Below are 18,304 nucleotides of genomic sequence, written 5' to 3'. Positions count from 1 at the left end.
TCGAGCGGCCCACGCAGGCTGAAAAAACCATTCACTTACGGGAAAGTAAGTGAATGCTTACACCAGCAATTGCGAATAAGCGTAACCAGCAGCTTTTCTTACTTAGTCGTCGCTCACAGTGATGGTCGGCATCGCTGGCGCAGTGGCTTCTTGCAGGACAATCCGCGCGCCCACATGCCGAGCCAGCTCCTGATAAATCATGGCAATCTGACTGTCCGGCTCGGCAATAACCGTCGGTTTACCACCGTCAGCTTGCTCGCGGATCAGCATCGACAGCGGCAGCGAGGCCAATAATTCAACACCGTATTGAGTCGCGAGCTTTTCACCACCGCCCTCCCCGAACAGGTGCTCGGCGTGGCCGCAGTTGGAGCAGATGTGCACCGCCATGTTTTCCACGACGCCCAGCACCGGGATATTGACCTTGCGGAACATCTCCACGCCTTTTTTCGCGTCGAGTAGCGCCAGGTCTTGAGGCGTGGTGACAATCACCGAGCCGGCCACCGGGACTTTCTGCGCCAGGGTCAATTGGATATCGCCGGTGCCTGGCGGCATGTCGATCACCAGGTAGTCCAGGTCGCCCCAGGCGGTCTGCGTGACCAACTGCAACAGGGCCCCGGAGACCATCGGGCCGCGCCAGACCATTGGCGTGTTGTCATCGGTCAGGAAGGCCATGGACATGACTTCCACGCCGTGAGACTCGATGGGTACGAACCACTTCTGATCCTTCACCTTCGGTCGCGTGCCTTCAGCGATGCCAAACATCACCCCTTGGCTCGGGCCGTAGATATCGGCGTCGAGAATGCCGACGCGCGCACCTTCACGGGCCAGCGCCAGGGCCAGGTTGGCAGCGGTAGTGGACTTACCCACGCCGCCCTTGCCGGACGCCACGGCGACCACGTTCTTGACGTTGGCCAGGCCAGGGATCTGTGCCTGTGCCTTGTGCGGGGCAATCACGCACTGGATATCGACCTTGGCCGAACGCACGCCGTCCAGGCCTTCGATGGCCATTTGTAGCATTTGCGCCCAACCACTCTTGAACAGACCTGCGGCATAGCCCAGCTCCAGCTGGACCGACACCTGGTCACCCTGGACCTCGATGGCACGTACACAGCCGGCACTGACCGGGTCCTGGTTCAAATAGGGGTCGGTGTACTGGCGAAGAACGGCTTCCACCGCTGCGCGATTGACGGCGCTCATGGGCTACTCCCGAAAAAAGACTGACTGAAACAGGCGGCTATCCTAACCGTTCCAGCCGGCCAACGGCATGCTTTCGCAGGAGAGGAAGATGCTGAAACAACGCCACGGGGTGAAATATATTTGCCGGCGCTTTATAGTGGCCGACCTCCGTTTCATCAAGTAGCCGAGCCCCATGTCCGAGCCACGCAAGATCCTCGTCACCAGCGCCCTGCCCTATGCCAATGGTTCCATCCATCTTGGCCATATGCTTGAGTACATCCAGACCGATATGTGGGTGCGCTTCCAGAAGCATCGCGGCAATCAATGCATTTATGTCTGCGCGGACGACGCCCACGGCTCGGCCATCATGTTGCGCGCCGAAAAGGAAGGCATCACCCCGGAACAACTGATCGCCAATGTGCAGGCTGAACACAGCGCCGACTTTGCCGAGTTCCTGGTGGACTTCGACAATTTCCATTCGACCCACGCCGAAGAAAACCGCGAGTTGTCGAGCCAGATCTACCTGCGGTTGAAGGACGCCGGGCACATCGACCAGCGTTCGATCACCCAGTACTTCGACCCGGAAAAGAAAATGTTCCTGGCCGACCGCTTCATCAAGGGCACCTGCCCGAAATGCGGCACCGAAGACCAGTACGGCGACAACTGCGAAAAATGCGGTGCGACCTACGCACCCACTGACTTGAAAGACCCGAAGTCGGCAATCTCCGGCGCCACTCCGGTGCTCAAGGACTCCCAGCACTTCTTCTTCAAGCTCCCGGACTTCCAGCAGATGCTGCAAACCTGGACGCGCAGCGGCACCCTGCAAGACGCCGTGGCCAACAAGATCGCCGAGTGGCTGGATGCCGGCTTGCAACAGTGGGACATCTCCCGCGATGCGCCCTACTTCGGCTTCGAAATTCCAGGCGAGCCAGGCAAGTACTTCTACGTATGGCTGGATGCCCCTATCGGCTACATGGCCAGCTTCAAGAACCTGTGCGATCGCACGCCGGAACTGGACTTCGACGCGTTCTGGAACAAAGACTCCACGGCCGAGCTGTACCACTTCATCGGCAAGGACATCGTCAACTTCCACGCCCTGTTCTGGCCAGCGATGCTTGAAGGCTCAGGCTACCGCAAGCCGACCGGCATTGCCGTGCACGGCTACCTGACGGTCAACGGCCAGAAGATGTCCAAGTCCCGCGGCACCTTTATCAAGGCACGCACGTACCTGGACCACCTGTCGCCGGAATACCTGCGCTACTACTACGCCTCCAAGCTGGGCCGTGGCGTCGACGACCTGGACCTTAACCTGGAAGACTTCGTACAGAAGGTCAACTCGGACCTGGTGGGCAAAGTCGTCAACATCGCCAGCCGTTGCGCCGGTTTTATCAACAAGGGCAATGCCGGTGTACTGGTGGCCGAAAATGCCGCGCCGGAGCTGACCGACGCCTTCCTGGCAGCCGCGCCAAGCATCGCCGACGCCTATGAAGCCCGCGACTTTGCTCGCGCCATGCGCGAGATCATGGGCCTGGCCGACCGTGCCAATGCCTGGATCGCCGACAAGGCACCGTGGTCGCTGAACAAGCAGGAAGGCAAGCAGGCTGAGGTCCAGGCGATCTGCGCCACGGGCGTCAACCTGTTCCGCCAGTTGGTGATCTTCCTCAAGCCAGTGTTGCCACTGCTGGCCGCCGATGCCGAGGCGTTCCTCAACGTTGCGCCGCTGACCTGGAATGACCACACCACCTTGCTCAGCAACCATCAGCTGAATGAATTCAAGCCGCTGATGACCCGTATCGACCCTGTCAAAGTGCAGGCCATGACCGACGCTTCGAAAGAAGACCTGGTCGCCAGCCAGACCGACACCGGCACATCGAAACCGGCAGGCAATGGCGAGTTGGCCAAGGACCCGCTTTCCCCGGAAATCGACTTCGATGCCTTTGCTGCCGTGGACCTGCGCGTTGCACTGATCATCAAGGCCGAAGCCGTGGAAGGCGCCGACAAGCTGCTGCGCCTGACACTGGATATCGGTGACGAGCAACGCAACGTGTTCTCGGGCATCAAGAGCGCTTATCCGGACCCGTCCAAGCTCGATGGTCGCCTGACCATGATGATCGCCAACCTCAAGCCACGGAAAATGAAGTTCGGCATCTCTGAAGGCATGGTGATGGCGGCCGGCCCTGGCGGCGAAGAGATCTACCTGCTGAGCCCTGACAGCGGCGCCAAACCGGGCCAACGTATCAAGTAAGCTGCAAGGTCTGTGGTGTGGTGAGCGGGCTTGCCCCGCGCTGGGCTGCGAAGCGGCCCTGAAACCAGACACTACGGTTTGCCTGACAAATCGAGGCGGCCTTATTGAGGCCGCTTCGCAGCCCTGCGCGGGGCAAGCCCGCTCACCACAACAGGCTCCGTCTACTTAACCGATCGGCATGCCAATGATCCCAGCATGAACCTCATCCAACGTATCGACGCGCTGCTGCCGCAGACCCAATGTGGCAAATGCGGGCACCCTGGCTGCAAGCCTTACGCCGAAGGTATCGCCAAAGGCGAAGCCATCAACAAATGCCCGCCGGGTGGGCAGGAGACTATCGCTGGCCTGGCACATTTGCTGAGCGTGCCGGTGCTGGAGCTGGATATCACCCGCGGCGAAGCCCCTGCACAGGTCGCCTATATTCGTGAAGCTGAATGCATCGGTTGCACCAAATGCATTCAGGCCTGCCCGGTGGATGCGATCGTAGGCGCCGCCAAGCTGATGCACACCGTGATCATTGATGAGTGCACCGGCTGCGACCTGTGTGTAGCGCCTTGCCCTGTAGACTGCATTGAAATGCGCCCGCTGACGACCGTACTGCCAATCGTGGGCGGGCTTGCACGCACTGATCACGAGCATCGTGAGCGCAGCCTCAAGCGTGACCGTGCTCGAAGACGGTTCGAACAACGTAACGCACGCTTGCTCCGGGAAGAAGAACTCAAGCTGGCAGAACGCCTTGCTCGCGCCAAGCGCTCGACACCTGTGCAAGTGCCACAGCGAGCTGGCCATCACGCGGCCAACGACTCGGCAATCAAGCAAGCCAAAATCAGCGTTGCAATGAGCCGCGCCCAATTGCATAAATCGTTAAAGGCGTTCGGCCATCCCCCGACCTTTGAGCAGCAGTCGCAACTGATCGTCCTGCAACAACAGTTCGAAGCCGCCGAGCAAACACTCGCCGCAGTTGAAGCGACCAACCCACCTACGCCAACGACAACCAAAGACCCCGAGCTCAAGCGCGCAAAAATTCAACTGGCCCTGCGTCGCGCCGAACTGAAAAAGGCTCAGGATCTGAACGCGCCCCCACAGCAATTGGCAACGTTGAGCGCCGCGCTGGCAGATGCCGACCAAGCCCTGCATGCTGTTGAAGCCATCTCCGAGCAGCCGCTACCGGATTTACAGCGCGTACAAAAGCGGCCCATCGACAGCCAACTGCGACAACTGAAGACCGCCCTGGCCTACGCTCGCGCCGATGTGAGCAAGCTGCAACGCCAATCAGGGGTCAGCGCGGATGAAGTGAATGCCGCTCAACGCAAGTTTGAAGAAGCACAGCGTCAGGTGGACGCCTGCAAGGAACTATCAGCCCTATGAACGCCGCGAAACGCCTGGAAATCTTCCACAGGTTTCACGAAGACAACCCTGAGCCCAAGACCGAGCTGGCCTACTCAACGCCGTTCGAGTTGCTGATTGCTGTGATTCTGTCAGCCCAGTCCACCGACGTGGGCGTAAACAAGGCCACAGCAAAGCTGTACCCCGTGGCCAACACGCCAGAAGCCATCTATGCGCTTGGTGTAGAGGGGTTGTCGGAATACATCAAGACCATTGGTTTGTACAACAGCAAGGCCAAGAACGTCATCGAGACGTGCCGCCTGTTGGTAGAGCTGCATGACAGCGAAGTGCCGCAGACGCGTGAAGCCCTGGAGGCTCTGCCAGGCGTAGGCCGCAAAACCGCCAACGTGGTACTCAACACTGCATTTCGACAACTGACGATGGCGGTAGACACCCATATTTTTCGGGTGAGCAACCGCACCGGCATCGCCCGTGGGAAGAACGTGGTTGAGGTGGAAAAGCAATTGATGAAATTTGTACCCAAGCCGTATCTGCTCGATTCTCATCACTGGCTGATACTGCATGGTCGCTATGTGTGTCAGGCCCGCAAGCCGCGCTGCGGCAGCTGCCGCATCGAAGACCTGTGCGAATACAAGGAGAAGACCTCCGACGATTGAGGGGTCATTGGTTTTTTTGATGTATCGATTGAAAAAATCTTTTTTACCCGCTCATGGATTATCGTTATAAGGAGCGCCAACGGCAGTCTTAGCCTGGAGTGAACCTTATGAGCACTGGCAAAGAACAATTGGATGTGGAAGACGACCTCGTCGAGTCGGACGATGACGGGGCAGAAGCGCCTGTGGCAGAGGTTGCCAAGACCAATCTGAGCAAACGCCGCACTATCGATAATCTTCTGGAAGAGCGACGCCTGCAGAAACGATTGGCCGATTACGACTTCGACCTCTGAGTCGAGCAGTCGACGACCGGAAGCCTCCCTGACGGAGGCTTTTTGTTGCCGGTGAACCAGGCTATGTGGCGTGCAACGCTCTCCTTTATACCAACCCGTTACGCTGGGCCAACTCGATCAGGTCCACGAGAGAGCGGGCATTGAGCTTGAGCAGCAGGCGTGTCTTATAGGTACTGACGGTCTTGTTGCTGAGGAACATGCCGTCGGCAATCTCCTTGTTGGTCCTGCCCCGAGCCAATTGCTGTAACACCATCATTTCTCGACCTGACAGACGCTCGACCATATCGGCCTCGCTGGCATTGCCCATAGTGGAGCGTACCGAGTTCAACGCTTGGTTCGGGAAGTAGCTGTAGCCCGACAAGACGGCCTTGATTGCACTCAGCAACTCGGTCAGGTCCTGTTGCTTGCATACGTAGCCGGCAGCCCCTGCCTGCATGCATCGCATGGAAAAGTGGCCAGGGGCCTGGGACGTAAGCACCAGCACCTTGAAGGGCACTGCCTGCTTAGTGGATGACAGCCGACAAATAACTTCCAGGCCATCAAGTTTGGGAATCCCAATATCCAGTATGACAATGTCCGGCATATGCTCCCGTGCAAGTTGCAACGCATCGACACCGTTATCGGTCTCGGCAACGACCTCATAACCATGACGCTCCATTAGCATACGCACAGCAAGACGAATGACGGGATGATCATCCACGATCAGCACTTTATTCATGAGAAAGTCCAATTTCGCTGTTCGAATTATTTAGAGCAAGCACAATAGCCTAGTCGTTTCCTAGTTGGCATAGCATTCCCCCCCAAGCAACAGCAAGCAGAGACCCACCCCACAAAGATAAGAGAATTGCCCTACAAAAAAACACCAACTCTGGCGTATTCATTTTTATGCAGCCTTTCAGACCTTTCCGGAGGCTTACATATTTTGAGTGAAATATCCCTAAGGCATGAGGGGCTGGGTGAACGTGCCGCACACAACTATCAGGAAACACCCCTTGCCTCCTTCCTGTGAGCGAGAAACCAGATGGGTAAACCACAGCGATTTTAGTTCCATTAAACATATCCACTTACATCCTTAATTCCTACAGACTATTCAGCGTTTTATATATTTGCCGTACCCGTATGAGTGAATTTTCTGTAAGACTAGTTCCTATACAGCTGTAAAAAATTATTCCAACGCTGCAGGTTTTTAATAAAAACTCGCTAGAAACCACAACCGTGATTATTTCTGACAGAAAGCACCTACACATGTTTAACCGTTATAAACACCCCCCTTATAAATTCACAGGCAAAAAAAATGGCCCCTTGAACAAGGGGCCACTTTTCACAACGCGCTGATACTTAGAACAGCGAACGACCTTTGTTGGCGGCAATGCGCATGCGCAACGCGTTCAACTTGATAAAGCCTGCCGCGTCCGCCTGGTTATAGGCGCCGCCATCTTCTTCGAAGGTGGCGATATTGGCGTCGAATAGCGAATCATCAGACTTGCGACCAGTAACGATCACGTTGCCCTTGTACAGCTTCAGGCGCACAACGCCGTTTACGTGGGCCTGGGAAGCGTCGATCATCTGTTGCAGCATCAGGCGCTCAGGGCTCCACCAGTAGCCGGTGTAGATCAGGCTGGCGTACTTAGGCATCAGCTCATCTTTGAGGTGAGCGACTTCACGGTCCAGGGTGATGGACTCGATGGCGCGGTGAGCGCGCAGCATGATGGTGCCGCCTGGGGTCTCGTAGCAGCCACGGGACTTCATGCCCACGTAACGGTTCTCGACGATGTCGAGACGGCCGATACCGTGTTCGCCACCGATACGGTTCAGGGTCGCCAGCACGGTGGCCGGGGTCATTTCGACGCCGTCCAGCGCGACGATGTCGCCGTTACGGTAGGTCAGTTCCAGGTATTGCGCCTTGTCTGGAGCGTTCTCCGGGGAGACGGTCCATTTCCACATGTCTTCTTCGTGCTCGGTCCAAGTATCTTCCAGCACGCCGCCTTCATAGGAGATGTGCAGCAAGTTGGCATCCATCGAGTACGGGGACTTCTTCTTGCCGTGACGCTCGATTGGGATCGCGTGCTTTTCAGCGTAATCCATCAGCTTTTCACGGGACAGCAGGTCCCATTCACGCCAAGGGGCAATCACTTTCACGCCAGGCTTGAGGGCGTAGGCGCCCAGTTCGAAACGTACCTGGTCGTTGCCCTTGCCGGTGGCGCCATGGGAAATGGCGTCAGCGCCGGTTTCGTTGGCGATTTCGATCAAGCGCTTGGCGATCAGCGGACGTGCGATGGAAGTACCCAGCAGGTACTCGCCTTCGTAGACGGTGTTGGCGCGAAACATCGGGAAAACGAAATCGCGGACGAATTCTTCGCGCAGGTCGTCAATGTAGATCTCTTTCACGCCCATGGCTTGCGCCTTGGCACGTGCAGGTTCGACCTCTTCGCCCTGACCCAGGTCAGCGGTGAAGGTCACCACTTCACAGTTATAAGTATCCTGCAGCCACTTGAGGATCACCGAAGTGTCCAGGCCGCCGGAATACGCGAGAACGACCTTGTTTACGTCGGCCATGCCATCACTCCACGGGTTTTACGGAAAGGCGTCGATTCTACCGACCAAAACCGCGAAATTACAGGGGCGCGACAGCAAATGAAGATAAAGCGACAGATTATGTCGAGTGGGCGACCGATGGTCGCACCTTAGGAAGTCGCCGCAGGGTTGCTCGGCGCAGTGGCTTGGGGTGCCGGTTTCTCGGGGGCTGCTACCCGTTCCAGCTGGATATTGACCCGGCGGTTGCGCGCCCGGTTGGCCGCATTGGTATTGGGTGCCAAAGGATAGCTTTCACCATGGAAACGCATTGTGACCTGCGACTCCTGAATACCATTGGCCTTGAAGTAGTCCATGACCGCCAGTGCACGTCGGCGTGAGACATCGCGGTTGGTCAGGCGATTACCGCTGTTGTCAGAGTGGCCATTGAGCTCGATATGGTTAACCGTGGGATCGGCTTTCATGTATGCCAGGATCACCGACAGTTTCTGCTTGGCCGCTGCATCCAACTCGATGCCACCGCCAGGAAACCCCACCTCGGTCTGTTTGACCTGGTCGTAATTCATCGGCAACAGCTTGGCGGTGCACAGTTGATAGTCGTTGTAGGCCTTGTTGAACTTGACCGGCAGCAGGCGGATTTCCGAGTAGCCGCCTTGGCGCCCGTAATGTCGCACGGTGGGGCTGCGGCCCTCCAGCAAGCCGTTGAACAGGCGCCCGGCCTGAGCCTGGGAGCTGTTGAACAGTACATCGCCACTGCCCGCACGCACAGCACCGAGGTTGATATCGCCCCGACCGGGCTGCCATGGGGCCGCGGCTGCCAACAGGGTCGCCGAACCTGCACCCAATGAACCGTTATAGGCTTTCAGACGAAATGTCGCCTGCTCACCGGCCCGGCGCACGAACTCACCCGAGCCAAAATCGGTGATCGGTTGGGTCAGGCGGCACTCGAACTGGTCGCCCTCTACCTTCCACTCAATATTCTCCAGACGTGTCTGGAACGTGAGGGCCATCGCAGGCAGGCTGGCGAACACACTGAGCAGGGCTAGATATTGCTGGCGCACGGGAGGCTCCACTGGTTTCTACAACACTTCAAAGCGTCATACATCGATAAGGCATACAAAAGGCTATCGGATGCATCCTGCAAAACTTGATAGCGAGTGCCTGCAAGAGTCTTTTCCGGTAGCATTCGCCCCAGATTGACCCGCCTGGAATCCCCAATGTCCGACCGCCTGACCCTGCTGCGTCCCGACGACTGGCATATTCATCTTCGCGATGGTGCTGCGTTGCCCCAAACCGTGGCCGATGTAGCGCGCACGTTTGGCCGCGCCATCATCATGCCTAACCTGGTACCTCCGGTGCGTAATGCCGCTGAAGCCGACGCCTATCGCCAGCGAATTCTCGCTGCGCGCCCGGCCGGCAGCCGCTTCGAACCGTTGATGGTGCTTTACCTCACAGACCGCACCCAGCCCGAAGAGATTCGCGAAGCCAAGGCCAGCGGCTATGTGCACGCCGCCAAGCTGTACCCGGCGGGCGCGACCACCAACTCCGATTCCGGCGTGACCAGTATCGACAAGATCCTGCCCGCCATCGAAGCCATGGCCGAAGTCGGCATGCCGCTGCTGATCCACGGTGAAGTCACCCGTGGCGATGTCGATGTTTTCGATCGCGAGAAGATCTTCATCGACGAGCATATGCGCCGGGTGGTCGAGCTGTTCCCGACCCTCAAGGTGGTGTTCGAGCACATCACCACGCGTGACGCCGTAGAGTTCGTGACTGAGGCTTCGGCCAACGTCGGCGCAACGATCACTGCGCATCACCTGCTGTACAACCGCAACCACATGCTGGTGGGCGGGATTCGGCCGCACTTCTACTGCTTGCCGATCCTCAAGCGCAACACCCACCAGGTGGCACTGCTGGATGCCGCCACCAGCGGCAACCCGAAGTTCTTCCTGGGTACCGACTCGGCGCCCCACGCCCAGCACGCCAAAGAAGCCGCGTGTGGCTGTGCCGGTTGCTACACCGCTTTTGCGGCCATTGAGCTGTATGCCGAAGCGTTCGAACAACGCAACGCCCTGGACAAGCTTGAAGGTTTCGCCAGCCTCAACGGCCCGCGCTTCTACGGCCTGCCGGCGAATACCGATCGCATTACCCTGGTTCGTGAAGACTGGACCGCCCCTGCCAGCCTGCCGTTTGGCGAGCTGACTGTTATCCCGCTGCGCGCCGGTGAAACACTGCGCTGGCGCCTGCTGGAGGAAAGCAAGTGAGTGAAGACCATTACGACGACGAACAGGAGCACGGCGGTGGGGGTGGTTCGCGTCACCCGATGGCCGAACGTTTCCGCGGCTACCTGCCTGTCGTCATTGACGTAGAAACCGGCGGTTTCAATTGCGCCACCGACGCACTGCTGGAAATTGCCGCGACCACCATCGGCATGGACGAACAGGGCTTTGTGTATCCAGAACACACCCACTTCTTCCGCGTCGAGCCATTTGAAGGCGCCAACATCGAAGCTGCTGCCCTGGAGTTCACCGGGATCAAGCTCGATCACCCGCTGCGCATGGCAGTGAGTGAAGAAGCAGCGCTGACTGACATCTTCCGTGGCGTACGCAAGGCGTTGAAGGCCAATGGTTGCAAACGCGCAATCCTGGTGGGCCATAACAGCAGCTTCGACCTGGGCTTCCTGAACGCCGCCGTGGCGCGGTTGGACATGAAGCGCAACCCGTTCCACCCGTTTTCCAGCTTTGACACTGCCACCCTGGCTGGCTTGGCTTATGGCCAGACCGTATTGGCCAAGGCGTGCCAGGCAGCCGGTATCGACTTTGACGGTCGCGAGGCCCACTCGGCCCGCTACGACACTGAAAAGACGGCCGACCTGTTCTGCGGCATCGTCAATCGTTGGAAACAGATGGGCGGTTGGGAAGATTTCGGCGACTGATGTGAGACGGGGCTTGCCCTAATGCCAGTCAGTTAAGAGGCGAAACGGCTAAAAAGTAACCAGTGGCGAGGGAGCTTGCTCTCGCTGAACTGCGCAGCAGTCCCATTCTTTTATACAAAGAGCGGGGCCGCTTCGCGACCCAGCGGGAGCAAGCTCCCTCGCCACAGGTACAGTGTTCGCCTTAACTGACTGGCAAGCCCCCTCCCACATGAATCAAGCGTCGCCAGCAATATTGTGAGCATAAAAAAACCGGCCATCTCAGGCCGGTTTTTTTGTACCGCGATTCTGGCTTACAGCTTGCCAGCGTTCTCGGTCAGGTAAGCCGCAACGCCTTCTGGCGAAGCGTTCATGCCTTTGTCGCCTTTTTTCCAGTTGGCTGGGCAAACTTCGCCGTGCTCTTCGTGGAATTGCAGGGCGTCGACCAGGCGGATCAGCTCTTCCATGTTACGGCCCAGTGGCAGGTCGTTAACGATCTGGGAGCGCACAACGCCTTTGTCGTCGATCAGGAACGCGCCGCGGAAAGCCACGCCGCCTTCGGACTCAACGTCGTAGGCCTTGGCAATTTCGTGTTTCAGGTCGGCAGCCATGGTGTATTTGACTTTGCCGATGCCGCCATCATTGATGGCGGTGTTACGCCAGGCGTTGTGGGTGAAATGGGAGTCGATGGAGACCGCTACCACTTCAACGTTGCGCGCCTTGAAATCGTCCATGCGGTGGTCCAGAGCGATCAGCTCCGAAGGGCACACGAAGGTGAAGTCCAGCGGGTAGAAGAACACCAGGCCGTATTTGCCTTTGATGGCTTCAGACAGTTTGAAGCTGTCTACGATTTCGCCATTGCCGAGGACGGCAGGTACGTCGAAATCCGGGGCTTGTTTGCCGACGAGTACGCTCATTGGGTATCTCCTGATGTAAGGGTGACGATTGAAGTAAAAGGACTGCTCCCAGTCTGCCGTGTATAAGCGACAGCCCTGTGACGCAGTCACGCTTCGTGAAGACCGACCATCATACACTGAAAAAACCGTTCGTCAGTGAGGGCGCTTTACTGGCCAATACCCTACGAATCTACTTTGACAATCATTCTCGTTAACATTAAGATCCATCGCACTTAAGCCTTAAACCCGCGACGGTTCTCCCTTATGTATGTGTGCCTCTGTACTGGCGTCACCGACGGACAAATCCGCGAAGCAATCTACGAAGGTTGCTGCAGCTACAAGGAAGTACGTGAAACCACCGGCGTTGCCAGCCAGTGCGGTAAATGTGCTTGCCTAGCCAAGCAAGTGGTACGGGAAACCCTGACGCAGCTGCAGACAGCCCAGGCCGCGCTCCCCTATTCAGCAGAATTTACACACGCTTAATTTGGCGTGTTTTAAAGAACCGGACTTCGAGTCCGGTTTTTTTATGCCAGTAATTCAATTAGTTAGCTTCAAGACGCGGAACACAAACATTCTTATTCCGATTAATTTTCATTTATTATTCAATAACTTAGGTTTGACACTAGGGTTTTGGCCGCTCAAACTCCGCCCATACACAGCGATTACAGGGCAGGACCCCAGTCATGAAAGGCGACATCTCAGTCATCCAGCAACTCAACAAAATCCTTGCCAATGAACTGGTCGCGATCAATCAGTACTTCCTGCATGCGCGCATGTATGACGATTGGGGCCTGGAAAAGCTGGGCAAGCGTGAATACAAAGAATCCATCAAGGCCATGAAAGACGCCGACGCGCTGATCAAGCGCATCCTGTTCCTCGAAGGCCTGCCGAACGTACAAGACCTGGGCAAGCTGAACATCGGCGAACACACCCAGGAAATGATCAGCAGCGACCTGAAGTTCGAGCACAAGAGCCACAGCGACCTCAAGGCCGCCATCGCTCATTGCGAAACCAAGGGCGATTTCGGCAGCCGTGAGTTGCTGGAAGACATCCTCGAAGACCAGGAAGAACACATCGACTGGCTGGAAACCCAACTGGGCCTGATCGACAAAGTCAGCCTGGAAAACTACCTGCAATCGCAGATGGGCGAGTAAGCCCTCAGCACACAGGTACAAAAAAGCCCCGCTCTCTCACGAGAAGCGGGGCTTTTTATTGCACGCGAATCAAGCGTCAGTCTTGGCTGCCGCGTTTGCCGCTGCGTCTTTGATCAGCGTTTGCAGCGAACCATCAGCCGCCATCTCAACGATGATGTCGCTACCACCCACCAGCTCACCGGCAACCCACAGTTGTGGGAAAGTCGGCCAGTTGGCGTACTTTGGCAGGTTGGCGCGGATTTCCGGGTTTTGCAGGATATCCACGTAAGCGAACTTCTCGCCGCACGCCATGATCGCCTGGGACGCCTTCGCGGAGAAACCGCACTGAGGAGCGTTTGGCGCGCCCTTCATGTAAAGCAGAATGGTGTTGGCAGCAATCTGCTCTTTGATCGTTTCGATGATATCCATGGAACACCTCGGCTGGAACTTTGCGACTCACAGGTCGGCACGGTGGCGCATTGTAACGCAAAATTCCAGCGCGGTGCTCAGGCGGCTGCTACCTGCACCGGCACGCCGTTGAGTGCGGCGTTGCCCGACAACTCGTCCAGCTGCCGCTCGTCGGTCAAGTCATTGGCACTCGCGCCCGGTTGAGCGCTGGCAATGCTCATCTGTACCCCCGCCCGGCCATGGCCCCACCCGTGGGGCAGGCTGACCACGCCGGGCATCATGTCCAGGCTGGCGACCACTTCGACCTCGATCATGCCAATGCGTGAACTTACCCGTACACGCTGGCCATCACTCAACTGCCGACTGGCCAGATCATCGGGATGCATGAGCAACTGATGCCGAGGCTTGCCCTTCACCAAACGGTGATAGTTATGCATCCAGGAATTATTGCTGCGCACATGTCGACGGCCGATCAGCAGCAGTTCGTCGGCTACAGGCATCGGCTGCGCAGCAAAACGCACGAGGTCAGCGAGGATCACCGATGGCGCTGCCTGCACTTTGCCATCGGCGGTTTTCAGGCGCTCACTGAGGTTAGCTTTCAAGGGCCCCAGGTCCACACCATGGGGGTGATCTGCCAGCATCGCGACCGACAGCTTATGCTCAGACGCATCCCCGTACACCCCGGCCCGCAGCCCGAAGTCGATCATCTGCGCCGGCGCCATCGTCGGTTTGAGCGCCACACTCGTCTGCGCTGCAAACGCCTTGGCCAGGCCGACGAAAATCTCCCAGTCATGCAGCGCGCCTTGCGGTTTGGGCAGGATGGCGCGATTAAAACGGGTGACATTGCGCACCGCGAACATATTGAACGTTGTGTCGTAGTGATCGTTTTCCAGTGCCGACGTGGACGGCAGGATCAAGTCGGCATAACGCGTGGTCTCGTTGATATAGAGATCGACGCTGACCATGAACTCCAGTCCGTCCAGTGCCTGTTCCAGCTGACGACCGTTCGGCGTAGAAAGCACCGGGTTGCCAGCCACCGTCACCAGCGCGCGGATTTGCCCTTCACCCTCGGTCAGCATTTCCTCAGCCAGCGCCGACACAGGCAACTCGCCACCGTATTCCGGACGCCCGGAAACCCGACTCTGCCAACGATTGAAATGCCCTCCGCCGGTGGACGCCACCAGGTCCACCGCTGGCGTAGTGCATAACGCGCCGCCGACACGGTCCAGATTGCCGGTGACCAGGTTGATCAATTGCACCAGCCAGTGACACAGGGTGCCGAACGCCTGCGTAGACACCCCCATACGCCCGTAGCAAACGGCCTTGTCAGCGGCGGCAAAGTCCCGAGCCAATTGGCGAATCTGCTCAGCCGGAATCGCGCATTGGCGGCTCATGGCCTCAGCGGTAAACCCGGCAATCGCACCCCGCACCTCATCAAGACCTTCCACCGGCAGATGACTGTCTCGCGTCAGGTTCTCGCTGAACAGGGTGTTGAGCACGCCGAACAACAGCGCTGCATCGCCACCGGGGCGTACAAACAGATGCTGATCAGCCATCGCTGCGGTCTCGCTTCGCCGAGGGTCGACCACCACCACTTTGCCGCCACGGGCCTGGATGGCCTTGAGACGCTTCTCCACATCGGGCACGGTCATGATGCTGCCATTGGACGCCAACGGGTTACCGCCCAGGATCAACATAAAGTCGGTGTGGTCGATATCCGGGATCGGCAACAACAGGCCATGGCCGTACATCAAATGACTGGTGAGGTGATGAGGCAGTTGGTCCACCGAAGTCGCGGAAAACCGGTTTCGCGTCTTGAGCAGGCCAAGGAAGTAGTTGCTGTGAGTCATCAGCCCGTAGTTGTGCACGCTGGGGTTGCCCTGATAGACCGCCACCGCATTCTGCCCGTGGCGCGCTTGAATGTCGGCCAGCCGGTCGGCGACTAGCGCGAAGGCGTCTTCCCACGCAATCGGCTGCCATTCGCTCCCCACCCGCAACATCGGTTGATGCAGGCGATCCGGGTCGTTCTGGATGTCTTGCAAGGCCACGGCCTTGGGGCAGATATGCCCACGGCTGAACGTGTCCAGCGCGTCGCCCTTGATCGAGGTGATCGCCAGGCTACCGTCCTCGGCCTGAGTGGTTTCAAGGGTCAGGCCACAGATGGCTTCACACAGATGGCAGGCACGGTGGTGGAGAGTCTTGGTCATGGCCAGTCTCTTTATTAGGGCTTTGTCAGACTATGGGCCGCGACCGGGACGAGCACCAGTAACGTTCGTCCCGTGAATCCACGGGCATCAGGCCAGGCCATGGCTAAGCGTGAGTAAATGTTTCAAAAACTTCCACACGGCCTCCAAAACCGACGCAACCTAGCCTGCGCCCGCCCCGCCGGATTGCAAAAGGTTGCGGGGCCAGTGTACAAATGGCCCGCTGCTGTCTGGAAACCGTCTTCAAAAGCGCTCAGGCGCCCTTCTTGAACACCCATAAAAACCGTAGCCCTATTGGTAAGACGCGACATTTAATTATAAGATCGCGCCTTCCCCTATTTCGTCGCCCCGTGCGGCTTTCGCCGCAGGTCTCGCCCGTTGTCACAATAAACAAGGCTTTGAGTATCTGCGGTCTGTTGCAAAAAGGTAGTTAATGATGAGCGCAAGGCACTTTCTCTCCCTGATGGATTGCACGCCCGAAGAGCTGGTCAGCGTGATCCGTCGAGGCATTGAGCTTAAAGACCTGCGTAACCGCGGCGTACTGTTCGAGCCTTTGAAAAACCGCGTGCTCGGCATGATTTTCGAGAAGTCGTCGACCCGCACCCGCGTCTCTTTCGAAGCTGGCATGATCCAACTGGGTGGCCAAGCCATCTTCCTGTCGTCGCGCGATACCCAATTGGGCCGTGGCGAGCCGATCGCCGACAGCGCCATCGTCATGTCGAGCATGCTCGATGCGGTGATGATCCGCACCTTTGCCCACAGCACCGTGACCGAATTTGCCGCCCACTCCCGCGTACCGGTGATCAACGGCCTGACCGATGACCTGCACCCGTGCCAGCTGTTGGCCGACATGCAAACCTTCCTGGAGCACCGTGGCCCAATCCAAGGCAAGACCGTGGCCTGGATCGGCGACGGCAACAACATGTGCAACAGCTATATAGAAGCGGCGATCCAGTTCGACTTCCAGCTACGTGTTGCCTGCCCGGAAGGCTACGAGCCTGACGCACGCTTCCTGGCACAGGCCGGCGACCGCGTGACCCTGGTGCGCGACCCGCGTGACGCCGTGGTCGGCGCACACCTGGTGAGCACCGACGTCTGGACCTCCATGGGCCAGGAAGACGAAACCATCAAACGCCTGGCCCTGTTCGCCCCGTATCAGGTCAACCGTGCCCTACTCGACCTGGCCGCGCCGGACGTACTGTTCATGCATTGCCTACCCGCGCACCGTGGCGAAGAAATCAGCCTCGACCTGCTGGACGACCCACGCTCGGTTGCCTGGGACCAGGCCGAAAACCGCTTGCATGCACAGAAGGCCCTGCTCGAATTCCTCGTCCCGCCTTCGTATCACCACGCATGAGCCAGCCATTCCTGCTGAACCTGCGCAATCTGGCATGCGGCTATCAAGATCAACGCGTCGTGCAGAACCTCAATCTGCACCTCAACGCCGGTGATATCGGCTGCCTGCTGGGCTCGTCGGGCTGTGGCAAGACCACTACCCTGCGCGCCATTGCCGGTTTTGAACCTGTGCATGAAGGCGAAATCAGCCTGGCGGGCGAAGTGATCTCCAGTGCCGGTTTCACACTGGCTCCGGAGAAACGTCGCATCGGCATGGTGTTCCAGGACTACGCGCTGTTTCCGCACCTCAGCGTGGCCGATAACATCGCGTTCGGCATTCGCAAGCACCCGCAAAAAGACCGCGTGGTTGCGGAGTTGCTCGAGTTGGTCAACTTGAAAAACCTGGGCAAGCGTTTCCCTCACGAGCTCTCCGGCGGCCAGCAACAACGTGTCGCCCTCGCCCGTGCTTTGGCGCCGGAGCCGCAATTGTTGCTGCTCGATGAGCCCTTCTCCAACCTTGACGGCGAACTGCGGCGCAAGCTCAGCCACGAGGTGCGCGATATTCTCAAGGCTCGGGGCACCAGTGCGATCCTGGTCACCCACGATCAAGAAGAAGCGTTTGCGGTGAGCGATCACGTGGGTGTCTTCAAGGAAGGTCGGCTTGAGCAGTGGGATACGCCCTACAACCTGTATCACGAGCCTCAGACGCCTTACGTCGCAAGCTTTATCGGCCAGGGTTATTTCATCCGTGGCCAATTGAGCTCGCCGGAGTCGGTGAATACTGAGCTGGGTGACCTGCGGGGTAACCGTGCCTATTCCTGGCCTATCGGTGGCGCAGTGGATGTGCTGCTGCGGCCGGACGATATCGTCTATGCGCCGGACAGCGCGCTAAAAGCGCGGATTGTGGGCAAGACGTTCCTGGGTGCGTCGACCCTGTATCGCTTGCAACTGCCGACGGGCGCGCAGCTGGAGTCGATTTTCCCGAGTCATGCTGACCATCAGGTTGGTGCGGATGTGGGGATTCGGGTGGCGGCGGAGCATTTGGTGCTGTTCAAGGCTTCTGGCAGTGTGGCGGCGCAGATTCCGCAAACCGACTCAGGTGTTAGGCGCTACAGCCCAGCTACCTGACGAAACTTGGTTAAACATGTGGGAGGGGGCTTGCCCCCGATGG

17 protein-coding genes are annotated in these 18,304 nt (G+C 58.1%); 10 read left to right on the top strand and 7 right to left on the bottom strand.

The window, feature by feature from the left end; genetic code table 11:
• Positions 1-102 precede the first annotated feature (102 nt).
• Positions 103-1,197, bottom strand: coding sequence for an iron-sulfur cluster carrier protein ApbC (gene apbC / locus ICY20_RS02395; protein ID WP_194936852.1), 1,095 nt, complete (start codon positions 1,195-1,197; stop codon positions 103-105).
• 172 nt (positions 1,198-1,369) lie between these two features.
• Here apbC and metG point away from each other — a divergent pair, with 172 nt between their 5' ends.
• The 4 genes from metG to ICY20_RS02375 all read left to right on the top strand — a co-directional run bounded on the left by metG (position 1,370) and on the right by ICY20_RS02375 (position 5,714).
• Positions 1,370-3,421, top strand: coding sequence for a methionine--tRNA ligase (gene metG / locus ICY20_RS02390; RefSeq protein ID WP_159956741.1), 2,052 nt, complete (start codon positions 1,370-1,372; stop codon positions 3,419-3,421).
• Positions 3,422-3,544: 123 nt separating this feature from the next.
• Positions 3,545-4,789, top strand: coding sequence for an electron transport complex subunit RsxB (gene rsxB, locus ICY20_RS02385; protein WP_228758303.1), 1,245 nt, complete (start codon positions 3,545-3,547; stop codon positions 4,787-4,789).
• Positions 4,786-5,424: an endonuclease III gene (nth, locus tag ICY20_RS02380; protein ID WP_159956745.1), complete on the top strand. Its 639-nt coding sequence runs from the start codon at positions 4,786-4,788 to the stop codon at positions 5,422-5,424. The genes rsxB and nth overlap by 4 nt, the downstream gene beginning before the upstream one ends.
• A gap of 107 nt (positions 5,425-5,531) precedes the next feature.
• Positions 5,532-5,714: a PA3496 family putative envelope integrity protein gene (locus tag ICY20_RS02375; RefSeq protein WP_159956747.1), complete on the top strand. Its 183-nt coding sequence runs from the start codon at positions 5,532-5,534 to the stop codon at positions 5,712-5,714.
• Positions 5,715-5,799: 85 nt separating this feature from the next.
• Here ICY20_RS02375 and ICY20_RS02370 read toward each other — a convergent pair whose 3' ends face one another.
• From ICY20_RS02370 to ICY20_RS02360, 3 genes are all read right to left on the bottom strand, one after another.
• A complete protein-coding gene (locus tag ICY20_RS02370) occupies positions 5,800-6,432 on the bottom strand; it encodes a response regulator transcription factor (RefSeq protein WP_028619065.1) in 633 nt (210 codons plus the stop codon).
• 620 nt (positions 6,433-7,052) lie between these two features.
• On the bottom strand, positions 7,053-8,270 hold the full coding sequence (locus ICY20_RS02365; protein ID WP_049709749.1) for an argininosuccinate synthase: 1,218 nt from the start codon (positions 8,268-8,270) through the stop codon (positions 7,053-7,055).
• Positions 8,271-8,398: 128 nt separating this feature from the next.
• Positions 8,399-9,307, bottom strand: coding sequence for a flagellar protein MotY (locus tag ICY20_RS02360; protein ID WP_194936851.1), 909 nt, complete (start codon positions 9,305-9,307; stop codon positions 8,399-8,401).
• A 156-nt stretch (positions 9,308-9,463) separates the two neighbouring features.
• Here ICY20_RS02360 and pyrC point away from each other — a divergent pair, with 156 nt between their 5' ends.
• Positions 9,464-10,510, top strand: a complete 1,047-nt coding sequence (gene pyrC, locus ICY20_RS02355) for a dihydroorotase (RefSeq protein ID WP_159956751.1) — start codon at positions 9,464-9,466, stop codon at positions 10,508-10,510.
• Positions 10,507-11,181 (top strand): ribonuclease T, encoded by a 675-nt coding sequence (gene rnt, locus ICY20_RS02350; protein ID WP_159956753.1) that lies wholly within the window; start codon positions 10,507-10,509, stop codon positions 11,179-11,181. The genes pyrC and rnt overlap by 4 nt, the downstream gene beginning before the upstream one ends.
• 290 nt (positions 11,182-11,471) lie before the next feature.
• Here rnt and ICY20_RS02345 read toward each other — a convergent pair whose 3' ends face one another.
• A complete protein-coding gene (locus ICY20_RS02345) occupies positions 11,472-12,074 on the bottom strand; it encodes a peroxiredoxin (RefSeq protein ID WP_071487543.1) in 603 nt (200 codons plus the stop codon).
• A 243-nt stretch (positions 12,075-12,317) separates the two neighbouring features.
• Between ICY20_RS02345 and ICY20_RS02340 the strand changes: the two genes are divergently transcribed.
• Entirely contained in the window at positions 12,318-12,536 is a 219-nt protein-coding gene (locus ICY20_RS02340; protein ID WP_010564137.1) for a bacterioferritin-associated ferredoxin, read from the top strand.
• Positions 12,537-12,736: 200 nt separating this feature from the next.
• Positions 12,737-13,207, top strand: coding sequence for a bacterioferritin (gene bfr, locus ICY20_RS02335; protein ID WP_159956755.1), 471 nt, complete (start codon positions 12,737-12,739; stop codon positions 13,205-13,207).
• 69 nt (positions 13,208-13,276) lie between these two features.
• Here the strand turns inward: bfr and grxD are convergent, their stop codons facing one another.
• The gene (gene grxD, locus ICY20_RS02330; RefSeq protein WP_159956757.1) at positions 13,277-13,615 is read right to left on the bottom strand and encodes a Grx4 family monothiol glutaredoxin; all 339 of its coding nucleotides are present in this window, start codon (positions 13,613-13,615) and stop codon (positions 13,277-13,279) included.
• Positions 13,616-13,692: 77 nt separating this feature from the next.
• Positions 13,693-15,801: a molybdopterin oxidoreductase family protein gene (locus tag ICY20_RS02325; RefSeq protein ID WP_194936850.1), complete on the bottom strand. Its 2,109-nt coding sequence runs from the start codon at positions 15,799-15,801 to the stop codon at positions 13,693-13,695.
• 433 nt (positions 15,802-16,234) lie between these two features.
• Between ICY20_RS02325 and argF the strand changes: the two genes are divergently transcribed.
• Both argF and ICY20_RS02315 read left to right on the top strand, forming a co-directional pair.
• Positions 16,235-17,155, top strand: a complete 921-nt coding sequence (gene argF, locus ICY20_RS02320; RefSeq protein WP_159956761.1) for an ornithine carbamoyltransferase — start codon at positions 16,235-16,237, stop codon at positions 17,153-17,155.
• A complete protein-coding gene (locus ICY20_RS02315) occupies positions 17,152-18,261 on the top strand; it encodes an ABC transporter ATP-binding protein (protein ID WP_194936849.1) in 1,110 nt (369 codons plus the stop codon). Before argF ends, ICY20_RS02315 begins: the two co-directional genes overlap by 4 nt.
• The last annotated feature ends 43 nt before the right edge of the window (positions 18,262-18,304 follow it).

The organism is Pseudomonas pisciculturae, assembly GCF_015461805.1.
Lineage (GTDB): Bacteria > Pseudomonadota > Gammaproteobacteria > Pseudomonadales > Pseudomonadaceae > Aquipseudomonas > Aquipseudomonas pisciculturae.
Note: the sequence above shows the minus strand (reverse complement) of the source record. Positions and strands in the feature narration are given on the sequence as shown.